The following is a 23,536-nucleotide window of genomic DNA, read 5'->3' on the forward strand; positions in this document are numbered from 1 at the left end:
GCTGTATTATAACACACGGGACCGCGGCGCGCTAGGGGATGGATGCTGGTACATTGGCACACAGGTACGCAGCTGGACGTCGACTGAGCGAGCCGCGTTTCCAGGCATTATTCGGGGAGAGTGAGCATCGTGGCAAGGATCGCCGGTAGCGTGCAGGACGTTGTCGGAAAGACACCTCTCGTCAGGATCCGTCGGATCGCGGAGGGGGTGCGGGCGGAGATCGTGGCAAAGCTGGAGTTCATGAATCCAGGCGGGAGCGTTAAGGATCGGGCTGCCCTCGGGATGCTCGTCGCGGCCGAGAGAGATGGGAGACTCGGCCGGGGATCTGTGGTTGTGGAGCCGACGAGCGGCAACACAGGGATCGCTCTCGCAATGCTTTGTGCCTCGCGCGGCTTGCGGCTCATCGTGACAATGCCTGAATCCATGAGCGTCGAGAGGCGCAAGATCCTCGAGGCGTACGGTGCCGAGGTCGTGCTCACCCCGGCGCGCGATGGGATGGCTGGGGCCGTGCAACGGGCGCAAGAGATCGCAGGCTCTATTCCCGGTGCGTTCATGCCCCAGCAGTTCGCGAACCCCGCGAACGCCGAGGCACACCGCAGGACGACCGCGAGGGAGATCTGGGAGGACACAGACGGAAAGGTGGACGTGTTCGTGGCTGGCGTGGGGACTGGCGGCACCATCACTGGCGTTGGAGAAGCCCTCAAGGCCAAGCGGCCCGATATTCGTGTCGTCGCCGTCGAGCCGCAGGAATCTCCCGTGCTGGAGGGCGGGCCAGCTGGAAGCCACGGAATCCAGGGCATCGGCGCAGGCTTTGTGCCGGACGTGTTCAAGCTGGAGGTCATTGACGAGATCGTCCCAGTGTCGACTGCGGAGGCGGTCTCGATGGCTCGGAGGCTCGCAAGAGAGGAGGGCATCCTCGCGGGCATATCATCTGGTGCCGCGCTCGCTGCGGCTCTCCGCGTGGCTCGGAGGCCGGAAAACGAGGGACATCTGGTGGTCGTGATGTTTCCGGACGGCGGTGAACGTTACCTCTCGACCGCGGGCTGACGGTCGCCTGGCCGAAGCCGGGGCGGGGCAGCCACGGCCGGACCGACTCGCGGCCGTGCGAGAAGGCACGTGGGGTTGGCGGCGGGCGCAAGGGATGCGGCTGGTAGCTGGGTAGCTGGTACGCCTCCAGTGTTCTGCGCATAATAGCCGTGGGACGGCAAGCTGCCGTGTCGGATGCGTCCCGGTGTGGCTGTGCGGGCGCGTCCCAACTCTAGTGTGCAGGATGGGAGGCTGAAGCAAGTGGCTGCCAAGAGAAAAAGGAGCATACTTTGGCTCGGGGTCGGCCTTCTCGTCGTGGCGCTCGTCGTCATAGGGGTGTCACGCGCTAGGAGGGCGGTCCTCGCGAAGGAGCCCACCATCAGAGTGTATCTGTCCGACGAGAACAGGGTCGAGGAGATGCCCATGGAAGAATACGTGGCTGCCGTGGTGGCAGGCGAGATGAAGAACTATTGGCCTAGGGAGGCCCTGGCGGCCCAGGCCATCGTAGCGCGCACGTTCGCCCTGAAGACGCTCGAGCAGATGCGCGGCAAAGGGCCCATGGGCTCCGACATACAGGCGGGGTTCAAGCAAGCTCAAGAATTCAAGCCGGAGAACGTAAACGACGCGATCAGAGCGGCGGTCCGCGAGACGCGGGGCAAGGTCCTGACCCATGGCGGGGAGCTGATCGACGCGTGGTTCCACTCCAACGCCGGCGGCATCACGGCGCTTGCCAAGGAGGGTCTGAACCTTCGTGGTCCCGAGCCTCCTTACACGGTCGTAAAGAAGAGCCCTGACATGACGTCGGACGTTCCTGCCGAGGACCGCGTCTGGTCTGCCACCTTCACCACGGCTGAGGTTGAGGCCGCTCTGAACAAGATCGGCATTCCGGTCAAGGGCATAACAGGGATGTCCATAGCCAAACGCGGCCCCTCCGGACGGGCCCAGACGATAACCATCCACCACTCGGGTGGGGACGTGACCATCGGTGGCAACGACCTCCGCGTGGCTCTCGACCCCATGCGTATGAGGTCCAACCTCATAACCAGCCTCGAGGTGCGTGATGGCCAGGTCCGTATGAGCGGAAAAGGTTTCGGCCACGGCGTGGGGATGAGCCAGTGGGGCGCCTACAACATGGCGAAGGCAGGACGACGGCACGAGGAGATCTGCACTTACTACTTCAACGGCGTGAAGGTGGAAAAGCGCTGGGCGTAGCCCAAGGTGATCGCGCCACTTTTCGGCGGGGCGGTCCTGCCTAAGGCTATCGGTGTTGCCCTCCGGGGACGGCGCGCTTGCGGCGCGCCTCGTTCGAATTCGGCGGGCAGGCCTGCCGAATTCTCCACGCCCCGTCGTGCAAGCACCGGCAACCCTAACGCCGTCAAGAAAGGAGACGAAAACTTATGGCGCCATACTTAGAGGGGTGCGGTACTGCCGCGTCTCGTACAGGGAACGTCGACGTGCACCTAGCGAAGGAGGCCGACCCTGAGGAACGCGCGTCCCGGACGGGCCAGGCACCTGAGGCGCGCGCCGTGCTCCGGGTTACTGGCATGACGTGCGCTTCGTGCGTGGCCAGGGTGGAGCGCGCGCTCCGGCGTGCGCCCGGCGTTGTCGATGCGGTCGTGAACCTTGCCACCGAGAAGGTCACCGTGCACTACGACCCATGCGAGACGTCCCCAGACGACCTCGTGAAAGCCGTGCGCGACGCGGGATACGAGGCCTTCGAGTTTCGGGAAGGCGACAGGCGGAGCGCAGGACAGGCGGTTGAGGAACGCGAGCGCGGGGCCGAGGTGAGGCGCGAGACAGCCGTCTTCGTCCTGGCCGCCGCGCTTTCGGTGCCACTCGTTTCGCTCATGCTGTCCCATCTCCTGGGCGTGCGGTTGCCAGCGTTCGTTGCGAGCCCGCTCGTGCAGTTCGTCTTGGCCACGCCCGTGCAGTTCATCGCGGGGCGGCGGTTCTACACCGGCGCCGCTGCGGCTCTTGCCGCCCGCTCGCCCAACATGGACGTGCTCGTGGCCCTCGGCACCACGGCTGCGTATGGTTTCAGCGTGTACGAGACTTTCATCGGGCATGGCCACGTTTACTATGAGTCTTCGGCCGTGGTCATTACTCTCGTGCTTCTTGGCCGGCTGCTTGAGGCGAAGGCAAAGGGCAGAACCTCCGAGGCCATAAGAAAGCTTGCGCGCCTGGCACCTCGAGTCGCGCACGTGGTGCGCGATGGGGCCGAGACTGACGTTCCCACCGACGAGGTGACGGTGGGCGACGTCCTTGTCGTAAGGCCCGGCGAGAGGATACCCGTGGACGGGATCGTCCTAGAGGGCACGTCGGTCGTGGACGAGTCGATGCTCACGGGGGAGAGCATTCCCACGGAGAAGGGACCTGGGGATGAGGTCACGGGAGCCACTGTCAACGGGCACGGGTGGTTCAAGATCCGTGCGACCAGGGTCGGAAGGGACACGGTGCTCTCTCAGATCGTGCGGATGGTGGAGGAGGCACAGGGGTCCAAGGCACCCATCCAGCGCCTCGCGGACGTCGTCGCAGGCTACTTCGTGCCGGTTGTGCTGGGTGTGGCCTTTCTTGCCCTCGTGGGGTGGCTCGTTGTAACGGGTGATCCCGGCCGCGCCCTATTTGCATTCACGGCGGTCCTGGTGATCGCGTGCCCCTGTGCTCTCGGGCTTGCGACGCCGACCGCCATCCTGGTCGGCACAGGGAGGGGAGCGGAGGCTGGCATCTTGATCCGCGGCGCCGAGCATCTTGAGAGGGCTCACAAGATAGACACGGTTGTATTTGACAAGACGGGCACCCTCACGAAGGGTGAGCCTGAGGTGGTGCGCGAGGTTCTCACGAGTGAAGCTCGAGCACTGCGAGAGATGGGAGCGACCGGGCCCGTGCCCAATTCGGGCTCGCAGGCTGACGTGCCGGCTGGGGCGCTTGTCGGGACCATGATGAGGCTCGCGGCCTCGGCCGAGTTGCGGTCCGAGCACCCGCTGGGCGCGGCAGTGGTGCGGCGGGCCCGAGGTCTCGGCATAGAGCCCACGGAGCCCGCCGAGTTCGAGGCGGTCCCGGGCAAGGGCGTCCGGGCCGTGGTGGGTGGTGTCGTCGTACGTGTCGGGACGCTGCGCTTCCTCAAGGAAGTTGGCGTGAGCGTGCCAGAAGACCTTGACGAGGCTCGCGAGTCCATGGAGGCTGAAGGGCAGACGGTCATGTTCGTTGCAGCGAACCAGCAGGCTGTTGGCGTCATGGGCGTGGCTGACACCGTGAGAGAGGCTTCGCGCGAGGCGGTCGAGGCACTCCGGGCTCTCGGGGTCGACGTTGTGATGGTGACTGGCGATAACGAGCGCACGGCCCGGTCCATCGCGCGGCAAGTAGGCATCGAGAGGGTGCTTGCCCAGGTGCTTCCGGGGGACAAGGCCAAGGAGATTGAGAGGCTTCGCGCGGAGGGAAGGGTCGTGGCAATGGTCGGGGACGGGATCAATGATGCGCCTGCCCTCGCTGCTGCCGACGTGGGAATAGCGTTGGGAACCGGCACGGACATCGCGATGGAGGCCGCGGACATCACCCTCATTCGAGGGGACATCCGGGCTGTAGCCGCGGCGATCCGCCTCAGCCGCCGCACGATGGCAACCATCCGCCAGAACCTCTTCTGGGCGTTCATCTACAACGTGATCGGCATTCCCCTTGCCGCTCTTGGCTTTCTCTCACCTGTGATCGCGGGAACGGCCATGGCGTTCTCATCGGTGTCGGTTGTGACAAACTCCCTGAGGCTGCGTCGCTTCGACCCGGCTCCGCTAGGAGGAGGCAAGGGCTGAGATTATGGCGTCCGCCATCTCGCCTGTCGTGGCGGTGCCACCAAGATCCGGAGTGAGAACACGGCCTTCGGCCAGCACCTTTGTGACCGCCGCCTCAACCACCGCGGCTCCCTGAGCCTCTCCGAGGTGCCTCAACATCATTGCGCCAGAGAGGATGGTCGCAATGGGGTTTGCGATCCCCCGCCCAGCGATCCCGGGAGCGCTTCCGTGGACCGGCTCGAAGACCGCGATTCCGTCTCCTATGTTGGCTCCTGGGGCGAGGCCCAGCCCGCCCACGAGGCCCGAGGCAAGGTCGGAGACGATGTCCCCATACAGGTTCGGGAGGAGCAACACGTCGAAGCTTTCCGGAGCCATGACCAGTTGCATGCAGAGCGCGTCGATGATCCAGTCGTCGAACTGGATCTCAGGGTAATCGCGGGCCACCGCGCGCGCGCAGTCGAGGAAGAGCCCATCGCTGAACTTCATGATGTTGGCCTTATGGCCGCACGTCACCCGGTGGCGCCCCTCACGCCTCGCGAACTCCATCGCGGCCCGGGCGATGCGCTCCGAACCTCTACGCGTAATGATCTTGATGGTTTCCGCGGTATCCTCATCCACCCAGCGCTCCTTGCCAGCGTATACGTCCTCGGTGGCCTCGCGGAATATCACTATGTCCACGTGTGGATACCGCGTGGGCACGGAGGGCAGGGTTCTGATGGGCCGGACGTTCGCGTAAAGGTCAAGGGCGATCCGAAGGCCCACGTTGACGCTGCGGAACCCGGTCCCGACAGGGGTGGTCACGGGGCCCTTAAGCGCGACGCCGGTGCGTCTGATCGACTCGATGACCTCGTCCGGCAAGGGGGTGCCGCGGCGCGCCAGCACCTCCGCGCCCGCCTGAGCTTCCTCCCACTCGATCGAGACCCCCGTGGCCTCGATGACGCGTCTTGCGGCGAGAACTACCTCGGGACCGATCCCATCCCCGGGTATGAGCGTCACTCTATGCGACACAGCGTGTCCCTCCCGCGAGGCGGTTCAACGGAATTGCAGGTACGTGCGTCACAGGCCGAGGTTGAACCCACCATGCTTGCGGATGTGCGCGGCGAGCCCTCCATCCTCGAAAATCCGCTGCATGAAGGGGGGGAGCGGCGACGCGCTCACCGTGACGCCCCGGGTGACGTTGACCACGGTACCTTGACCGAGGTCGACTTCGAGCTCGTCTCCGCTGGAGATGGCGCTTGTGTCGCACTCTACCACGGGCAGGCCGGTGTTGACCGCGTTTCTATAGAATAGCCTCGCGAAAGACACAGCTATGACCGCTCCCACCTTCGCGTGGATGAGCGCGAGCGGGGCCTGCTCCCGAGACGATCCGCACCCGAAATTCCTCCCGGCCACTACGAAGTCGCCGGGCTTTAGCCTCGTGGCGAACTCCGGGTCGAGATCCTCCATCACGTGCTTTGCCAGCTCGTCCATATCGAGCGTCTTGAACTTGTACTTCCCAGCGATTATGTAGTCGGTATTGATGTCGTCGCCGAACTTGTGGGCTTTTCCTCTCAGGACCACTTAGCCGTCACCTCCGCAAGAGCCCCGCCCCGGGCGGCCTCTCGTTCAACAGTCAACAGAAGGGCCTCATCCGAGGAACCTCCTCGGGTCCGTGATCCTTCCGACGAGCGCTGACGCGGCCACCGTCGCTGGGGAGGCGAGATAGATCTGGGCGGACGAGTTGCCCATCCTCCCTTTGAAATTGCGGTTGGCGGTGGATATGACAACCTCGCCGTCGGCTGGCACTCCGGCGTGTGTGCCCACGCATGGGCCGCACCCTGGGGGAAGCACGGCCGCTCCCGCGTTGAGGAGGGTCTCCAACACCCCCTCACGGAGGGCTTCGACCAGGATGCGCCGCGAGGCCGGCGCAACTATGAGGCGCACCGAAGGGTTCACCCTCTTGCCTTTGAGGATCGCAGCGGCGACGCGCAAGTCCTCGAGCCGGCCGTTCGTGCATGTCCCGATGAAGGCCTCGTTGATCTCGACTCCCGAGAGCTCGTGGGCTTCACACACGTTGTCCACCTCGTGCGGCCGGGCTACCTGCGGCGCAAGATGCGAGACGTCGAACTCCCGCACGTCCGCGTAGCGGGCGTCTTCATCTGCGAAGACCGGGTGGAACTTCCTCTTCGAACGGCCGCGCACCCATGCGAGAACCTCGCCACTGGGCGCTATGATCCCGGCCTTGGCGCCCATCTCCACCGCCATGTTGCACAAGGTAAACCTGGCATCCACCCCGAGGGCGTCCACGCCCTCTCCGGTGAACTCGCACGACATGTAAGTCGCGCCCGACGCCGAGATCTTGCCGGCGAGGTATAGCGCGAGGTCTTTGCTGTAGGTTCCCGAGGGAAGGTGGCCTCTGCATACTATCTTCATGCTCTCTGGCACCTTGAGCCACGTCTTGCCGGTGATGAGGGCCGCCGCGAGGTCGGTGGACCCCACGCCCGTCGAGAACGCGCCGAGGCCTCCATAGGTACAAGTGTGAGAGTCCGCTCCCACCACGAGGTCTCCCGGGGCAACGTGGCCACGCTCCGGGATGAGCTGGTGACAGACGCCCTCGCCCACATCGTAGAGGATTGAGCCCTGCTCGGCGGCGAAATCTCGCATCAGTTTATGGAGGTTTGCCGTGCCCTCGTTCGGGCTTGGGGCGCCATGATCTATCACCATGGCGACCTTCTCGGGGTCGAAAACCTTCTTCCCGCCCATCTCGCGGAATGCCTTGATGGCAAGAGGCGAGGTCCCATCCTGCCCCATCACGAAATCCACATCCGCGAGGACGATGTCCCCCGCGCGGGCATCGACGCCCGAATGGCTCGAGAGGATCTTCTCTGCGATGGTCTTGCCCACGCTTCTCTAACCCTCCTACGCGTTCAAACGTTTGCCGCGGTCGCTACGGCGCCGCCGCTGCGGCGCTGCCGCCTGGCCCGCGGCTCGGTAGAGCACTGTATGGGCACCACGAGCCACAAATCTGTCTTACTTGTGAGCCGATGATGTGTCCCTTTTCGCGTCTTCGTATATATATACAAGTTCCTTATCGAAGAGCGGCCGTTTGAGATTCACCGCAGTCGCGCGCACTGCGGGCAACATCGCTGCCGCCTCCTCGTCTGTGAGGTTTATGCCGTATTCAAGGAATTTCGCCTTAAGCGCGTGCTTGCCTGAATGTTTGCCGATGATGATCTGTCGCTGCAAGCCCACTTCCTCCGGCGCGAAAACCTCATAAGTCTTGGGGTTCTTGAGGACTCCGTCTGCATGGATCCCAGACTCATGGGCGAAAGTGTTCGTGCCTACGATGGGCTTTCCTGGCGGGATCTCCCTTCCGGACGCCCTCGCCACGTACTCGGAGATCTCCCTGAATCTTGTGGTCTTGACGCCGAGGTCTATGCCGTAGATGTGCTTGAGCGCCATCACGACCTCCTCGAGGGCCGCGTTCCCCGCGCGCTCGCCGAGGCCGTTCACGGTTACTCCGACATACCTGGCGCCTGCCCGCACTCCTGCAAGGGTGTTGGCGGTGGCCATGCCGAAGTCGTTGTGAGTGTGGGTCTCGATGTCGAGCCCGGTCTGCTCGTGGAGGGTCTTGATCTTCTCATACATGGTCAGTGGGTCCAGCAGCCCAACCGTGTCGCAGTAACGGAGCCTGTTGGCACCCGCTCCTTTCGCGGCCATCGCGAATTCGAGCAGAAACTCGGGGTCGGCGCGGCTCGCGTCCTCGGCGTTAACGGATATGTACAGCCCGTACTGAGCGGCGTACACCACCGCTTGGGTCATTGCATCGAGGACCTGCTGGCGCGTCATACGAAGCTTGTGGAAGATATGTATGTCAGACACGGAAATGGATATGGCTACGGCGTCCACCCCGCAGTCGATCGATGCCTCGAGGTCGGAGATGACGGCTCTGTTCCACGCCATGATGCTCGCATTGAGTCCGGCATGGGCGATCGCTTTCACGGCCTCCTTTTCGTCCCCACCCATGGCCGGGATGCCAGCCTCGATCTGGTCCACCCCGATCTCATCCAGCATTCTCGCGATTCGCAGCTTCTCCGTCCGAGCAAACACGACGCCCGCTGTTTGCTCGCCATCACGCAACGTGGTGTCGACGATGAGGACCTTCTTCTCGCTCTCCTTCATTGCTTCTTCCCTCCTCCTTTTCGGGTAGAGACTGCATATATATGCATACTCTCTGTGGCACGCCCGGCAGCTCACCCCGGTGTTGTCCAGCTACCGGTGTCGCAGCCTCGGATATGCATGTATATGCTACTACACTACACTCTCCACCAGCTTCCTGTCAAGAGGAAATCTAGGTGGATTGCCATGAAGACGTTAAACATTTTCAATTCAAACGTTATGCCCAGACTCGTCCGCAACGCGCGCGGTCAAGCCTTGAAACAGCAGGAGGGTACGCGGCACGCAAGGAGTATTAAAAAAGAATGTAGGTCAGGGTTGCGCCGCGACGGCGCCCAGGAGGGATCGCGATGGTCCTCGTGTCATGCAGCTACGTGCCGTTTGAGATCCCGCTAGCTCTCGGGATGCCTGTGAAAAGGGCAGTCTTCCGCGAGACCGGCGAGTGCTCGGACGCGTACCTGCCGCGCGACTTCTGTCCGTACGCGAGGGCTTTCATGCGTGACCACGGAAGGGACCATGTAGTCGCCATCGCAGGATCGTGCGACGCGATGCGGCGAGCGTATGACGCTCTGCGATACTTTAAGCTCGCCGGTGGCGTGTGCTTCGTGGACATACCTAGGACGTCTACCAGTGCTTCCGAGGAATACTATGCCTCGGTTCTGAGGGATTTCGCCCTTGACCTGGCGCGTGCAGCGCGCGCGGGGGTGCCCGACGCGGTTGCGCCCGCGGTGAACGTCGACGGGGATTCGTTTCGCAGGCGGCTCATCCATGCCGCAGGCTCAATGAACCTGCTCAGGTCGGAGCTTTCAGGCCTGTCGAGGCTGGTGGACGAGGGCCGGCTGTCAGCCGGCGAGGCTGCTAGCGCGGCGTTCCTGGCAAACGACGCGCTCGGCGCGGGCACGAACCAGTACCCGCACGAGGCTCCTGGCGGCTCCGAGAGCGGGCAGAGGGAAGCCCAGGCCGCGGAGGCGACCGACCTGGCTCGCGCCGCGGCGGCGGTCGCTCGCGCGCTGCACGCCATAAGGACCGCGGGAGACCCTGGGGCCGGACGGGCTGGCATGAGCCAATGTGAGTCGAGGAGCCGCCGCCACGGCCGGGGAAGGCCGCGCGTCGGAATCACCGGAACGTGCCTCCTGGAACGCGCACTGCTCGTGATGATCGAGCAGTCGGGGCTGGAGGTGGCCTTCGTGGATTCCTGCATCGGTCTTAGGTCTTTTGACTTTCGTGTCGAGATCGAGGCTGGCGCGGGCGACCCGTTCCGCGACCTGGCCCGGGCGTACCTGAGGAAGCCTCCGTGTCCGAGGATGTTTGCCGGCGACGCGAGGGCGCAGCGTCTCCGAGCTCTAGCCATTTCGCACAAGGTCCGCGGCATCGTGTACTTCGCGCCCAAGTTCTGTGATTATGCGTACTACGATTTCGCTGATATGAAAAGACGCGTTGGAGAGGGGGACGGCGTGCCCATGCTGCTCTTGGAGACTGAATACGGTTCGGCAGGATCAGGCCAGATCCTCACGCGCGTCACTGCGTTTAGGGAAATGCTGGAAGGCCGGCTGGAGCGAGGGTGAGGCGAATGGTTGGAGCACCGGCGTCGGGTCGGGCGCGAAACGGGGCGGCGGGCGGGTTCCGTGACGCTCGAGGCGGTGCGCGTGCGAGAGGCGCGGCGCGCCGACGTGTGCCGCAGCAGCCACGACGGGGATTCCTTCGTCCTGAGACCTTGTTGCGCAACAAGTGGGCGTACAGGGCGGCTTCCGCGGCCCTCCCGTTGCTCCGGGCCCGCGGTGCCAAGGACTACCAGATCGCGGCCATAGAGTGCATGCTTTCCGACTTTGCCGACGCGTATCTCGGCAGGAAGCCGTGTGTGTTCACGAGCGCCTTCGTGCCCACCGAGCTCGTATACGGCCTCGGTGGCGTGCCCTTCTTGCCGGAGGCGGCGTCAGGCCTCGCAGCGGCGTTTGGGCTCGGTGCCGCAAGCCTCTCGGCGTGCGAGGCGCTCTGGTACTCGCCGGACCTTTGCAGCTTTCACCGCGCGGGCGTAGGAGGGGCAGCGGCCGGGTTTCTGCCGCGTCCCTCGGCCGTGGTGGTCACAGCCCACCTGTGCGACGGGGGCAAGAAGTCGCTTGCCCATCTCAGTGCGCTGGCCGGTTGTCCGTTCTACATCATCGACGTCCCGTTCGCCTCGTCGAACCGCGGGGAAAGGTGGGTCGCCTCGCAAGTCGAGTTCGTGGCGGAGGACCTGGCCCGGCGCGTCCCGGGGCTTTCCGTGGATGGGCTGCCTCGTGCGCTCGTCGCATCCAATGAGGCTCTCACAGAGTACAGGGAGGTCTGTGCGCTCAGGAGAAACGTTCCGGCGCCGTGGCGCGGGTCGGAGGCGTTGAACTATGTCCTCTTGTTCCTGTGGTCGTGGGGGAGCCCATTACTGGCGCCCTTCTATCGAGCCCTTCGAACGCACCTCGCGCGGACCATCGACACGCAGGGCTTCCCCGTTCAGAGCGAGCGTCATAGACTCCTCTGGCTCAACCTTAGGCCGTATTACCGTACCAAGCTGTTCGAACACCTCGAGCGCGATAGAGCCTCCTCGGTGGCCTTCGAGGAGTATAGCTTCGCGTACTGGCCGGCTATGGATCCGCGCGATCCTTTCGTGAGCCTCGCGCGTAAGATGACGTCCAATTTCGGCTGGGGCCCGATTGAGCGTCGGCTCGAAGTCATCGAGAAGCTCGTGGACGAGTACTCCATCGACGGGGTCGTGCAGTTCGCGCAATGGGGCTGCAGACAGTCGAATGGTGGTGCAGCCATCATCGGCAGCGAGCTCCGGAAGAAGGGAGTTCCCTTCCTCAATTTAGACGGGGATGGGGTTGACGACGGGTCTGGAATCGAGGCGCAGTCCATCACCAGGTTGGGGGCTTTCATAGAACTGCTTGATGCGCGAAAGGTGGGTGAGAGATAGTGCTCGTGGCTGGAATAGATGTCGGCTCAACGACCACGAAAGCTGTCCTTCTGGACGGTCGCGCGATCGTTGGGGAACACGCGATGCCCACCGGCGTGGACCTCGCTCTTGCGGCCGAGCAGTGTCTCCACGCGGCGTGCAGCGCGGCCCGCGTGGCGCCGGAAGAGCTCGAGGCGCTCGTCGCGACCGGATACGGGAGGGACAGGGTGACCCGTGCTACAGCGAAGGTGACAGAGATAACCTGTCACGCCCGTGGCGCCCGTGCGCTCGTTCCGTGGGCTCGGGTCGTCGTGGACGTCGGGGGTCAGGACTCGAAGGTCATCCGGCTGGATGACGACGGCATGGTGGCCGACTTCGTCATGAACGACAAGTGTGCCGCGGGCACCGGAAGGTTTCTGGAGGTGATGGCCGCGAGGCTAGGCATTGCTCTCGATGAGTTCGGACCGAGGTGGCGGAGGGCGAAGGAAGCTGCGCGGATCTCGAGCACATGCACGGTGTTCGCTGAATCAGAGGTCATAAGCCTCCTATCCCATGGCGTCCGCCCCGAGCCCATAGTCAAAGGACTTTGCGACGCAGTGGCGGCGAGGCTCGCCGGCATGGTCCACCGCGTAGGCCTGGGCGGCGGGCTCGTGATGACGGGTGGGGTCAGCCGGAACGAGGGAGTCAGGAGGTCCCTGGAGGAAAGGCTTCATGCGACCGTCACGGTTCCGGACGAGTCCCAGTTTGCCGGGGCGTACGGTGCCGCGTTGATCGCTTTGGACCTCAGCGATGGGAGGGGCGGGGGGAAGGGAAAGCCCGATGCTCCCTGAGTCGAGGTGCGAAAACGCTCGCGATCATCGGGATGGGTTGCCGGTGATTGCACGAGGGGTGTCAAGATCCGGCCACTCGCCTGACGGGCCGGATCTTGGCGAAGGGAGCCCCGCTCGGGGACACCGCCGCGCTAGCTGGAACGTGGAACTTCAGATATTGGCCGCCCGTTCTATATAAGTGGTCTCCTCGCCACGCCCGTCTTGGACGTTGACGCACGCGGCGCCTTCGCCTATGACGGGCTTTTCGCCGGATTGTGGCGCATACAACGTGCTTGGAAGCAGAAAGGGGGAACGCGTTGCCGTGATCGAAGTGAAGAACCTCACCAAGATGTACGGCAGGGCAAGGGGCATCGAGGATCTGACGTTCTCGGTGGAGCAGGGCGAGATCCTCGGATTCCTCGGGCCGAACGGCGCCGGAAAGACCACGACCATGCGGATCATAACAGGGTACTTGGCGGCGACGTCCGGCACGGTCAGGGTCGCGGGGCGCGACGTGTTCGAGGATGCGATGGAGACGAGGAGAAGGATCGGGTATCTCCCTGAGAACCCGCCGCTTTACCGCGAGATGACGGTCAAGAGCTACCTGCAGTTCGTGTGTGAGATCAAGGGCATTCCGAAATCCCAGCGGGCCGCGCAGGTTGTCAGGGCCGTGGAAGCGTGCGGCCTGGGACCGGTGTACGGTCGCGTCATTCAGAACGTCTCGCGCGGGTTCAAGCAAAGGGTCGGCCTCGCCCAGGCGCTCCTCGGAGACCCCGATGTCCTCATACTGGACGAGCCCACGGTGGGGCTGGACCCTAGGCAAATCATAGAGATCCGGCAGCTCATCCGCAGCCTCGGGGGGAAGCACACCGTGATACTGAGCTCACACATCCTCCCCGAGGTGAGCATGGTGTGCGGCCGAGTTGTGATCATCAACAACGGACGCCTGGTCGCCATCGACACGCCAGAGGGCCTTGCCCGCAGGCTGCGTGGCTCGCAGTGCCTCGCGGTGCGCGTGCGCGGGCCGCGAGACGCGGTCGCGTCCGAGGTGGGGGCGCTCGCGGGCGTGCGGTCGGTCTCGGTGGACGATTCCGAGCCGCAGAGAGATGCCGGTGGAACGCACAGGCGCGACGGAGAGGTGCTGCTGTCGGTGGAAACTGAGCTCTCGGCGGACGTCCGCGAGGCCCTGTTCTTTAAGATGGCGGAGCGCGGATGGCCGATCCTGGAAATGAGATTCGTGGACCTAAGCCTGGAGGACGTGTTCCTCAGGTTGACCACCGAAGAGAAACTGGAGGACTCGGCGGAGGTGGCGGCAGGTGCTTAAAACGTGGTCTATCTTCAAACGCGAGGTAGCAGCGTACTTTCTGTCCCCCATGGCGTACGTCATGGGAGCGGTGTTCCTGGTGCTCTCCGGCTATTTCTTCTCGATCCTACTCTTCGCCACGAGGACCGCGACCATGGAGGGCACGTTCGGGAACATGGCGGTCACGTTCATCTTTGTGGCACCCGTTCTCACTATGCGCCTCCTGGCTGAGGAGAAGAAACTCGGCACCGACGAGCTTCTCTTGACTTCCCCTGTGACCATCACGTCTATCGTGGTCGGGAAATACCTCGCGAGCGTCTTCACATACCTTGTGTTCCTTGCGGCGACCCTCGTTTATCCAGCCATCCTCCGGCATTATGGCAGCCCTGATATGGGCCCGATTTACTCTGGATACCTAGGCATGTTTCTTTTCGGGGCGGCATGCCTTGCGGCCGGCACCTTCGCTTCCGCGCTGACAGAGAACCAGATGGTTGCCGGGGTGGTCGGGTTCGGCATCCTTCTGCTTTTCTGGATCCTGGGTTGGGTCAGCGCGGCGGTGACGGGCCCTGTCGGAGACGCCATATCGGCGCTCTCCATATTGAACCACTTCGACGACTTCCAGAAAGGGATAATAGACCTGTCGCACACCGTGTACTACCTCAGCTTCGCGTTCACGTTCCTCTTTCTCGCCGTACGCACCATTGACTCGAGGAGGTGGAGCGCATGAGATTGGCGATCCCTCGCGCGTGCCCGGTGCGCAGGCTCCTGCTGAGCCGCAAGGTGCGCTACGGATCCAACGCCGTGGTGCTCACATGCGCCGTGGTTGCTATAGTCCTCATGGTGAACTTCGTCGTCGGCCGGCATCCCGCCAAGGTCGACCTCACCCAAAACAAGATGTACACCCTCTCGGAGGAAACGCGTCAGATCCTTCGGAAGATCGACAAAGACATCAAGATAACCGCGTTCTTTCCCGAAGGTGACTCCGTGGGAGGCATGGTGAAGGATCTCCTCAAGGAGTACACTCGGCTGTGTCCGAAGATTTCGGTGTCTTTCGTGGACCCGGACAAGAACCCGTCCCTTGCAAAACAGTACGAGATAACCGCGTACGGCACGTCAGTGGTGGAGTCGGGATCGAAGTCGCGCAAGGTCATGCAGTATGACCTCGTGGATTACGGCGACGGTTCCCAAGCCCCAGGGTTTGCCGGGGAGCAAGCGTTCACGAGGGCCATAATCGGCGTGACCCAGGAGGAAGAGAAGTCCGTGTACTTCCTGGTCGGCCACGACGAGCGTGACCTCGTGCAGGACTACTGGCAAGCGCGATCATTCCTTGAGGGCGAGGGGTATACCACGAAGACGCTCAACCTCGCGACCGAAGGAAAAGTTCCCCAGGATGCCGCTCTACTAGTGATAGCAGGCCCGCAGAAAGACTTCGCGGACAAGGAAGTGGCGGCCATCCAGGATTACGTGAGCCACGGCGGCAGCGTGATGGTGCTGGCTGAGCCCTTGCGCGAGAAGGGGCAACTCAAGAATATCAAGGCGATGGTCGCCAGGTGGGGCGTGGGCATGAATGATGACGTGGTGATCGATCCTGCGAGTCATTACTTCCTCGACGCAGGCAGCCCCATTCCGGAAGTGGAGTATCATGACATCACCACGAAACTAGTCACAGAGAAACTCGGGTGCGTGTTGCCGAGAAGCCGGAGCCTGTACGAGATCACGGACAAGAGGGACCCGGGCGTCTCGGTGACGGCGCTTCTCAAGACGTCCGGTGAGTCGTGGGGAGAGACGGACCTCGCGGCCAAGCAGGTATCGTTCAACCAGAAAACGGACATCAAAGGGCCACTTGTTCTCGCATACGCAGTCGAGCGTGCGCTGGAGCCCAGCTCTGAGGCGAAGAATCAAAGCGGGAAGGAGGCCGGGGCCGAAGGCCAGGCAAGCGATGGAACCGGGACGCCCAGCGTGACGAACGCTTCCGGCACGGGCGGCCCAGCCGGCAAGGCGAGGATGCTCGTGGTTGGAAACGCGAGCTTCCTCGATAACGACGTTGTGACGTTCCAAGGCAACATAGACTTCTTCATGAATTCCGTGGGCTGGCTCGTGGGCAAGGAGGAGTCAATCACCATCAGGGCCAAGTCCCCGAGTTACAGCCAGGTGTACCTCACGGGCCAGCAGGCGAGCCTCGTGTTCTATAGCACGGTGGTCGGGCTCCCGCTGCTCTTCGTGTTGGTGGGCGGCGGTATCTGGCTGAGGAGGCGCAACCTATGAGGAAGTTCGCGAGCACTCTCGTCGCCCTTGCAGTGTTGGTGGTGCTTGGCGCGTACGTCCTCTTCGTTGAAGGCGTGAAGCCGCCGGACAAGAACGCAGGCAACACCCTCGTGAACGTGCCGGCCGGAGACGTCAGCCGCGTTGCCGTGGAGCAGGCTTCTGGCCGGGTCGAGGTGGAGAGGACGACCGACAGCGCAGGCAAGGACAAATGGAAGATCACTTTCCCGAAGGCGGTCGCAGCGAGCGACACCGCGGTCAATGCCCTCGTTAAGGCAGCTAGTAAACTTGTGGGCGAGAAGAAAGTTGCGGAGAAAGTTGATGCCAACGGGCTCGAGGCTTTCGGGCTCGCATCGCCCTGGCTCAAGATGACTCTTCACACCAAGGAAGGAGAGAAGGCCGTCCTCGTGGGCGCCGAGACGCCCGTCGGGGGTGCGCGATACGCAAAGCTTGCCGACTCTGACACGGTGTACACGCTCTCGTCTGACACCGTGTCGGCTCTAGCCAAGGGCCTGGATGACCTCCGCGAACGCGAGATATTCGCGGTATCGACTGACTCGATAACCGCCCTCCGCCTCGTAAAGCCGGGCGCGACCGGGATAAAGCTTGAAAAGAACAAGGGCGGCGCGGCTGGCGAGGATGAATGGCGGATCGCTGAGCCGTTCAGCGATGAGGCAGATAGATGGAAGGTAAGCGATCTCATATGGGATCTCACCGGCCTTACGGTGAGCGAGTTCGTTGACGACGAAGGCAAGGACCTCGCGAGGTGGGGGCTCGACCGTCCGAGGCTCCGAGTGCAGGCTGATACCTCCGAGCGGCCTTCGACCTTCGAGCTTGTCGTGGGTTCCGAGGCGCCGGACGGCAAGGGCTTCTATGTGCGCACGTCGGACTCACCCTCGGTTTACCTGGTCAACCCCGCTACGTTCTCGCCGCTGGAGACCACGGCCGTTGACCTCGTGAACAAGAACCTCTTGTCGTGGAACGACGACGACCTTCTCCGCGTCACACTCACTGAGCAAGGGCGGTCCGTGGGCCTTCTGAAGGACGGCAAAGAGTGGCGGACGGCGCCTGCTAGCCTGACCACCGGGATGGCGGCACAGGCCCTGCCCGCACCTCCCGCGTCCGCCCCGCAGGCGCCCAAGGTCGTCAAGGAGGGCGAGAGCTGGCAAGTGAAGGCGTCCGAGAAGAGGTACTCGTCCGACGATATGTCGGGGCTCTGGTCGGCGGTGCGTGATGTGACCGTGGACAATGTGGTTGAGCACGCCGCCGCCGGGGCCGATGACGCGCGTTACGGCCTCGACAGGCCTCGCGCGAAGGTTGAGCTCGACCTCGGCGATGGGAAGGTACTCGAGCTCAAGATAGGAGCGAGAGCCTCTGGGGGAGGGTACTACGCCTCGGTGACGGGAAGACGCCTGGTGTACGTCGTCCAAGACGCGAAGGTGCAGGCGCTCGAAACGGCCATCGAGAAGTTCCTGTGAACCTGGGGCGAACACGCCCCAGCCACGGTGAGGCTCGAACGTCGATCGTCGATGTCGCCGGTTTGAACTCGTTCATCGCCTGTGCGTGCAGATCATAGGCCCGAGATCATGGGCCCGCTGCCTCTCTGCGCAGCGGGCCCAACTTCTTAGCCCCTATGGAGGAATTCCCACGTCAGATGGTGAAGGAACAATGGCGGTTTACCGGGGCCAAAGCAGGTGGGCAGAGACTGTCCCAGCTCTTCCGACTATCTGAGCCCGTGTTGCACCCGCGGGCGGTGTCCGAAACGGGGCAGGCCTTGCCAAAACCCGTCCTATAAGCCAAGCGGCTGGGCTCTGACAGCCGTCGCGCGATAACTGGCGACCAGGCAACCGTCGGAAATGCTGCGATGACTCGCGGCCCCTCACATAGGCTCATAGGCTTGTCACGGTCCGTCGGGCGATCGGGAGGTCATAGCATGAGGCCCAAAGAACCAAAGGTGGGTGTTCTCGCACGCGCTCGCTCTCTCCTGGGGCTGCACCCCGTGACCCGTCTGAGGCGAGCAGGCCGTGGGAGCCGCGGGCTCGTGAGGTGTACCCTGGTCGTCCTGGCGCTCACGGTTCTCGCTGTCGAGGTTCCGTCGTTGCAGGCGCGTGCCGCCGGTATAGCGGGCGGGCCTGCGCGGCTTCGAGTTCATTTCATAGACGTCGGCCAGGGAGACGCCGTGCTCGTAGAGGCGCCTTCCGGCAAGACAATGCTCATAGACGGCGGACCTCCCGAATCCTCCGATCGGCTTGTGGAGTACCTCAAGGTCCACGGCGTTTCCAAGCTTGACGTTGTGGTATCGACGCACCCGCACGCGGACCACATCGGAGGGCTCATCGAGGTGCTGCGCGAATTCAAGGTCGGCCTCGTGGTGGACTCGGGAAAGGTTCATACGACAGCCACATACGAGCGTTTCCTCTCGCTCATCGATGAGAAGGGCATCGACTTCCGCCTCGGAAGAGCGGGTGGGGACATCGATTTGGGGCCGGGCGTAGAGGCGCGGATCCTGAGCCCGGTTGAGCCGCTTCCCGAGAACATCAATGATTGCTCCGTGGTGATCAGGCTTCGGTATGGCACGACTAGCTTCCTTTTCACGGGCGACGCGGAGAGGGATGCGGAGGACGCCATGCTCCGGCGCGGGGTCGAGCTCGGCGCAACCGTTCTCAAGGTTGCGCATCACGGAAGCAGCACTTCGTCGAAGCCTTGGTTTCTCGAAGAGGTGAAGCCTGCTGTCGCGGTGATACTGGTCGGAGCCGGCAATCCGTTCGGCCATCCTCATCGGGTGACCCTGATGAACCTAGCGGAGCACACGGACGAGATTTACCGGACCGACACGCACGGCGACGTGCTGGTGGTCACGGATGGGACCACGTTCCAGGTGAGCACCGCGCGCTAGACTGCGGCGGCGAGGAGGAGTTCTGGTTTACTTGCGAAACATATATTACGATGCGCGAGGAAGGAAGGTGGCCGAATGCTAGACCTGCTGAAGTCCGCCATGATGGGTGCGCCAGGGTACACGGAGATCCGATATCACCGGCGTGTCCAAACCGCCATAGACGCCCGCAACGGCACGCTCAAGCGTGTGGAGCGACGTACCCTCGCTGGGGCTGGAGTCCGATGCCTGGTGGATGGGTGCTGGGGTTTCGTATCGACTACCGATGTGACTTTGGAGGGCCTGCGAAAGGCCGTTATCGAGGCATCGGACGCTGCGAGAGCCGGCGCCCGGCTCCGGCGCGACAAGGCCCGGCTTGCCCCGGCTCGCCTTGGCAAGGGCGAGTTCGTATATCAGGCTTGCGTCGATGAGCCAGGCATCGCCGAGAAGATCCAGGTTGTTCTGAAAGCGGAGCAACGAATGCGGGAGGCATCGCCCCTTGTCGTGGGGAGCATCGTGGTCTATACGGAGTACGCCGACGAGAAGTTCATTGTCACCTCAGATGGCGCAGAGGCGCACATTGTGGACCGCAAGCCAAGCTTCCACGTGTTCGCGACTGTGGGGCGGGGAGACGAGCGCGAAACCGGTGCCAAGGCATGGGGGGTCACGGGCGGGTGGAATGACCTCATGAAGAAACGCGATCTTGACAAGATGGTCGACGAGGCCGTGGCACTTGCCGTGAGGAAGCTGGACGCAGGCTACGCCAAGGGCGGCCAATACACTGTGATACTCGATCCTCAGCTCGTTGGAGTGCTGTCCCACGAAGCCATTGGCCACACAGTGGAGGCTGATTTCGTGCAAAGCGGATCCGTGGTTAAGGGCAAGATCGGCGAGAAAGTCGCGTCCGACCTCGTGACCCTGGTTGATGACGGAACGATGCCCGGCGCTGCCGGGATGGTCCTTGTGGATGACGAAGGCGTGCTGGCGGAACGCACCGTGATCATCGAGAGAGGCGTCCTCCGAAACTACCTGCACAGTCGGGAGTCTGCGGCGGCCTTCGACACCGTGCCGCGGGGCAACGCACGCGCGTTCACGTACAGGGACGAGCCCATCATCCGCATGACCAACACGTTCATCCTTCCGGGTGACTCGAGGCTCGAGGACATGATCGCAGGGGTCGAACACGGGTTTTTCCTCAGAGAGATGGGCCAGGGGGGCCAGGCGGATTCGACGGCTGAATTCATGTTCGGGGTCTCTGAGGCATACAGGATCGAGCACGGGCGGATCGGGGAGCTGGTAAAGGGGATCACCATTTCGGGCCAGGCCTTCGACGTGCTCAAGAGCGTCGACGCTGTGTCGAGCGACTTCGAGCTCGATCTAGGCAGCGGGCATTGCGGGAAGTGGCAGCCCGCCAAGGTCGATGCGGGCGGACCGTATCTACGGTGCCGGGTTACCATTGGAGGGCGGCACGAATGAGCGGGGAGGGACGCGTCATGAAAGGCCTTGAGATTTCTGAGGAACTGGTGCGGCGCGCGAAAGCCATGGGAGCAGACGAGGCCGAGGTTTACTACCTCAAGGCCCGCAAGCTCGAGGCGGTGTTCGAAAAGAACGATCTTCAGGTCCCGAAGGGCGATAGCTATGAGGGAGTCGGTATACGCGTCATCCGCCGCTCAAGGCAGGGCTTTGCAGCCACCAACGTGCTTTGTGGCGAGACGCTGGATGACACACTCGCAGCCGCGCTCGCCATCGCGGAAGCGTCGCCCGTTGACCCCAACCACGTGTTGCCGGACCCTGCGGAGGCCAGGCCGGTGCCCGGGATTTACGACGAGGCTTCGGAACGCCTTGTCCTCGAGGACGTGCTCGATCTGGGGCGCAGGTTCGTCGAGGCCGCCAGGGCATACGACAGTCGCGTCACCATTGACTCCACCAGCTTCGCGGCGCACATCAGTGAGCGGGCCATCGCGAACTCGAAAGGCGTGCGCCTTTCGGAGAGGGCAAGCAGCTTCGTGTGCGTAGGTATGGCGTTTGCCCGCGACGGCGATGACATCTCGTCGTTCGACGCCGAGTATTCGGGGTCCTGCGCGCTCGCAGGAATCGATCCCGAGGCTTGCGGTCGCCGCCTTGCCGATAAGGTGGTGAAGGCTCTCGGGGCGACTACCATCCCGAGCTTCAAGGGGAGCGTGATAGTTACGCCCTACGCGGGCGATGAGCTCATAGTTCAGCCCATAGCGTTCTCGTCGAGCGCCGAGAATGTGCAGAACGGAAGGTCTAAATGGGCCGGTAAGCTTGGGTCGACGGTGACCTCTCCGCTTCTCAGCGTGACAGACGACCCGCGGATCCCCGCGGCGCTCGGTTCCGCGTCGTTCGATCGCGAAGGCGTGCCACCTGAGCCGATAGAGCTTCTGAAGGACGGAGTGCTCGGGCACTATCTTTACAATTGCTATACTGCGCGCAAGGACGGTGTGCGCTCCAACGGGCGCGCCACCGGAACCGATCAGACGACGCCTGGGATAGGGTCCACGAACTTCGTGGTCGCACCGGGCCAGACTTCCCTCGATGAGATGATCCGGGCCATCCCGAAGGGCCTCATAGTGAACAGGTTCTCGGGCAACCTTGACCCCGTGAGCGGCGATTTCTCCGGCGTGGTCAAGGGCGGCCATTACATTGAAAACGGGGAGATCGCAAAGCCGGTAAAGGAGGTTATGATTGCGGGAAACATCTACGAACTCTTCGCACACATAGTAGCCGTATCAAGAGAAGTGGTAACCATCGGCGAAATGAGGCTGCCCTATATACAGCTCGAGGGCGTGTCCGTCACGGGCAAGTGAACGCGACTGCCCTTCCCAGAGCGCGGGCGGCGGCGAGTGATGACGCGCCACGATGGCACCGCCATATTGGGACGAATCGGAGGGAGTTGCATGGGTTGTAACGGATTACGCGAGGTTAACGTGGCTGACGTGCGAGCCGCCATCAAGAAACTCTGTGTGAGCGCCAACTGCAACGTGCCGCGCGAGACAATAGCCGCACTCGAGCGTGCTTTGGAGAATGAGGAGTCTCCGGTGGGAAGGGAGATCCTCAAGCAGATCCTCGAGAATCACCGAATCGCACGGGATGAAGGGGTCCCCGCGTGCCAAGACACGGGGGTGGCGATGGTCTTCGTCGAAGTGGGTCAGGATGTGCATTTCGTTGGAGGCGACCTTTACGCCGCCATCAACGATGGTGTGAGGCAGGGCTACACCGAAGGATACCTCCGCAAGTCCATCGTAAACGACCCACTCTTCAGGAGGGTGAACACGGGGGACAACACGCCCGCCGTAGTCTACGTTGATATCGTTCCAGGCACGCAGGTCAAGATAACGGTCGCGCCTAAAGGCGGGGGCGCGGAGAACATGAGCGGTGTCGCCATGTTGACTCCCGCGGCAGGCGTTGAGGGTGTGAAGCGGTTCGTTGTTGAACGCGTTGAGAAGGCAGGCTCCAATCCCTGCCCGCCAGTGGTCGTCGGGGTTGGGATCGGAGGGACGTTCGACCGGGTCGCGCTGCTTGCGAAGAGAGCTCTCTTGCGTCCGGTCGGCTCCCACAATCCTGACCCAATGTACGCGAAGCTCGAGGAAGAGCTTCTCACCGAGATCAACAAGCTCGGCATTGGGCCGCAGGGGCTCGGCGGGAGGACGACGGCGCTTGCAGTGAACATCGAGTATGCGCCGTGCCACATCGCAAGCATGCCTGTGGCGGTGAACCTCAACTGTCACGTCGGCCCGCACGAGACCATCGTGCTTTGAGCGCCTAGGTGTTTTGAGAGGCTGGTTGAAGGAGGCAATATAGGTGGCAATCGAGATATTCACACCGCTCACTGATGAGGTCGTTGCCCGGCTGAAGGCTGGCGACAACGTGAGGATTTCGGGAGTTTTGTATACAGCTCGGGACGCCGCGCACAAGAGACTTGTCGCGCTCATTGCCGAGGGGAAGCAGCTTCCGCTGGACATCCGGGGACAGATCATATACTATGTCGGTCCGGCGCCGGCCCGGCCCGGGCAGGCCATTGGTTCGGCGGGTCCGACGACGAGTTACAGGATGGACTCCTACGCTCCGATTCTGATGGAGCACGGGCTCAAGGGCATGATCGGCAAGGGAAGTCGCTCCCGGGACGTAAGGGACGCAATGATGAGGTTTAAGGCGGTGTACTTCGCCGCCATTGGCGGCGCAGGGGCGCTTCTTGCCAAGTGCGTGAAGGCATCAGAGCTCGTGGCGTACGAGGACCTCGGTCCCGAGGCAATAAGAAAGCTCACCGTGGAGGGCTTTCCGGCCGTTGTCGTGAATGACATATACGGGAACGACCTTTACGAAGAGGGCGTGCGCAAGTACCGTGTGAGCTGAGTGCGGCTGCCTCGGTCCGCTTGCGCTCCG

At 63.0% G+C, this 23,536-nt stretch carries 19 protein-coding genes; 15 read left to right on the plus strand and 4 right to left on the minus strand.

The genetic code is table 11. The features are described from left to right. The first annotated feature begins 129 nt into the window (after positions 1-129). From cysK to GX515_06870, 3 genes are all read left to right on the plus strand, one after another. Positions 130-1,047, plus strand: a complete 918-nt coding sequence (gene cysK, locus GX515_06860; protein HHY32730.1) for a cysteine synthase A — start codon at positions 130-132, stop codon at positions 1,045-1,047. A gap of 240 nt (positions 1,048-1,287) precedes the next feature. Continuing rightward, a complete protein-coding gene (locus tag GX515_06865) occupies positions 1,288-2,238 on the plus strand; it encodes a SpoIID/LytB domain-containing protein (GenBank protein ID HHY32731.1) in 951 nt (316 codons plus the stop codon). A gap of 185 nt (positions 2,239-2,423) precedes the next feature. Then, a complete protein-coding gene (locus tag GX515_06870) occupies positions 2,424-4,829 on the plus strand; it encodes a copper-translocating P-type ATPase (GenBank protein ID HHY32732.1) in 2,406 nt (801 codons plus the stop codon). Here the strand turns inward: GX515_06870 and GX515_06875 are convergent. From GX515_06875 to nifV, 4 genes are all read right to left on the minus strand, one after another. Then, entirely contained in the window at positions 4,809-5,816 is a 1,008-nt protein-coding gene (locus GX515_06875; protein HHY32733.1) for an isocitrate/isopropylmalate dehydrogenase family protein, read from the minus strand. The genes GX515_06870 and GX515_06875 overlap by 21 nt on opposite strands. 48 nt (positions 5,817-5,864) lie before the next feature. Continuing rightward, entirely contained in the window at positions 5,865-6,368 is a 504-nt protein-coding gene (locus tag GX515_06880) for a 3-isopropylmalate dehydratase small subunit (protein ID HHY32734.1), read from the minus strand. A gap of 66 nt (positions 6,369-6,434) precedes the next feature. Continuing rightward, positions 6,435-7,691: a 3-isopropylmalate dehydratase large subunit gene (locus GX515_06885; protein HHY32735.1), complete on the minus strand. Its 1,257-nt coding sequence runs from the start codon at positions 7,689-7,691 to the stop codon at positions 6,435-6,437. A gap of 126 nt (positions 7,692-7,817) precedes the next feature. Next, positions 7,818-8,969, minus strand: a complete 1,152-nt coding sequence (gene nifV, locus GX515_06890) for a homocitrate synthase (GenBank protein HHY32736.1) — start codon at positions 8,967-8,969, stop codon at positions 7,818-7,820. A 344-nt stretch (positions 8,970-9,313) separates the two neighbouring features. Here nifV and GX515_06895 point away from each other — a divergent pair, with 344 nt between their 5' ends. The 12 genes from GX515_06895 (at position 9,314) to GX515_06950 (ending at position 23,506) form a co-directional block, all read left to right on the plus strand. Further along, positions 9,314-10,528 carry a 2-hydroxyacyl-CoA dehydratase gene (locus GX515_06895; GenBank protein ID HHY32737.1) on the plus strand — a complete coding sequence of 405 codons (1,215 nt, stop codon included), beginning with the start codon at positions 9,314-9,316 and terminating at the stop codon, positions 10,526-10,528. A gap of 5 nt (positions 10,529-10,533) precedes the next feature. Then, positions 10,534-11,907, plus strand: a complete 1,374-nt coding sequence (locus GX515_06900; protein HHY32738.1) for a 2-hydroxyacyl-CoA dehydratase — start codon at positions 10,534-10,536, stop codon at positions 11,905-11,907. Then, a complete protein-coding gene (locus GX515_06905; GenBank protein HHY32739.1) occupies positions 11,907-12,716 on the plus strand; it encodes a 2-hydroxyglutaryl-CoA dehydratase in 810 nt (269 codons plus the stop codon). The genes GX515_06900 and GX515_06905 overlap by 1 nt, the downstream gene beginning before the upstream one ends. Positions 12,717-13,017: 301 nt before the next feature. Next, positions 13,018-14,019, plus strand: a complete 1,002-nt coding sequence (locus GX515_06910) for an ATP-binding cassette domain-containing protein (protein ID HHY32740.1) — start codon at positions 13,018-13,020, stop codon at positions 14,017-14,019. Then, entirely contained in the window at positions 14,012-14,725 is a 714-nt protein-coding gene (locus GX515_06915) for an ABC transporter permease (GenBank protein ID HHY32741.1), read from the plus strand. The genes GX515_06910 and GX515_06915 overlap by 8 nt, the downstream gene beginning before the upstream one ends. After that, entirely contained in the window at positions 14,722-16,263 is a 1,542-nt protein-coding gene (locus GX515_06920; GenBank protein HHY32742.1) for a GldG family protein, read from the plus strand. The genes GX515_06915 and GX515_06920 overlap by 4 nt, the downstream gene beginning before the upstream one ends. Next, complete coding sequence (locus GX515_06925) at positions 16,260-17,738, plus strand: DUF4340 domain-containing protein (GenBank protein ID HHY32743.1); 1,479 nt, start codon at positions 16,260-16,262, stop codon at positions 17,736-17,738. Before GX515_06920 ends, GX515_06925 begins: the two co-directional genes overlap by 4 nt. Before the next feature lie 455 nt (positions 17,739-18,193). After that, the gene (locus GX515_06930) at positions 18,194-19,156 is read left to right on the plus strand and encodes an MBL fold metallo-hydrolase (GenBank protein HHY32744.1); all 963 of its coding nucleotides are present in this window, start codon (positions 18,194-18,196) and stop codon (positions 19,154-19,156) included. Between the two features lie 75 nt (positions 19,157-19,231). Further along, positions 19,232-20,608 carry a TldD/PmbA family protein gene (locus GX515_06935; protein HHY32745.1) on the plus strand — a complete coding sequence of 459 codons (1,377 nt, stop codon included), beginning with the start codon at positions 19,232-19,234 and terminating at the stop codon, positions 20,606-20,608. Positions 20,609-20,625: 17 nt separating this feature from the next. After that, entirely contained in the window at positions 20,626-21,960 is a 1,335-nt protein-coding gene (locus GX515_06940) for a TldD/PmbA family protein (protein ID HHY32746.1), read from the plus strand. Positions 21,961-22,050: 90 nt separating this feature from the next. Beyond that, positions 22,051-22,911, plus strand: coding sequence for a fumarate hydratase (locus tag GX515_06945; GenBank protein ID HHY32747.1), 861 nt, complete (start codon positions 22,051-22,053; stop codon positions 22,909-22,911). A gap of 43 nt (positions 22,912-22,954) precedes the next feature. Continuing rightward, on the plus strand, positions 22,955-23,506 hold the full coding sequence (locus GX515_06950) for a Fe-S-containing hydro-lyase (protein HHY32748.1): 552 nt from the start codon (positions 22,955-22,957) through the stop codon (positions 23,504-23,506). Positions 23,507-23,536: the final 30 nt, after the last annotated feature.

The organism is Bacillota bacterium (assembly GCA_012842395.1).
Lineage (GTDB): Bacteria > Bacillota > SHA-98 > UBA4971 > UBA4971 > UBA6256.

Excerpts from the sequence above, each read along its gene's own strand:
- GX515_06935 (HHY32745.1), top strand. The coding sequence starts at position 19,232 with ATGCTAGACCTGCTGAAGTCCGCCATGATGGGTGCGCCAGGGTACACG.
- GX515_06945 (HHY32747.1), top strand. The coding sequence starts at position 22,051 with ATGGGTTGTAACGGATTACGCGAGGTTAACGTGGCTGACGTGCGAGCC.
- nifV (HHY32736.1), bottom strand. The coding sequence starts at position 8,969 with ATGAAGGAGAGCGAGAAGAAGGTCCTCATCGTCGACACCACGTTGCGT.
- GX515_06895 (HHY32737.1), top strand. The coding sequence starts at position 9,314 with ATGGTCCTCGTGTCATGCAGCTACGTGCCGTTTGAGATCCCGCTAGCT.
- GX515_06940 (HHY32746.1), top strand. The coding sequence starts at position 20,626 with ATGAAAGGCCTTGAGATTTCTGAGGAACTGGTGCGGCGCGCGAAAGCC.
- GX515_06925 (HHY32743.1), top strand. The coding sequence starts at position 16,260 with ATGAGGAAGTTCGCGAGCACTCTCGTCGCCCTTGCAGTGTTGGTGGTG.
- GX515_06870 (HHY32732.1), top strand. The coding sequence starts at position 2,424 with ATGGCGCCATACTTAGAGGGGTGCGGTACTGCCGCGTCTCGTACAGGG.
- GX515_06920 (HHY32742.1), top strand. The coding sequence starts at position 14,722 with ATGAGATTGGCGATCCCTCGCGCGTGCCCGGTGCGCAGGCTCCTGCTG.
- GX515_06900 (HHY32738.1), top strand. The coding sequence starts at position 10,534 with ATGGTTGGAGCACCGGCGTCGGGTCGGGCGCGAAACGGGGCGGCGGGC.
- GX515_06930 (HHY32744.1), top strand. The coding sequence starts at position 18,194 with ATGAGGCCCAAAGAACCAAAGGTGGGTGTTCTCGCACGCGCTCGCTCT.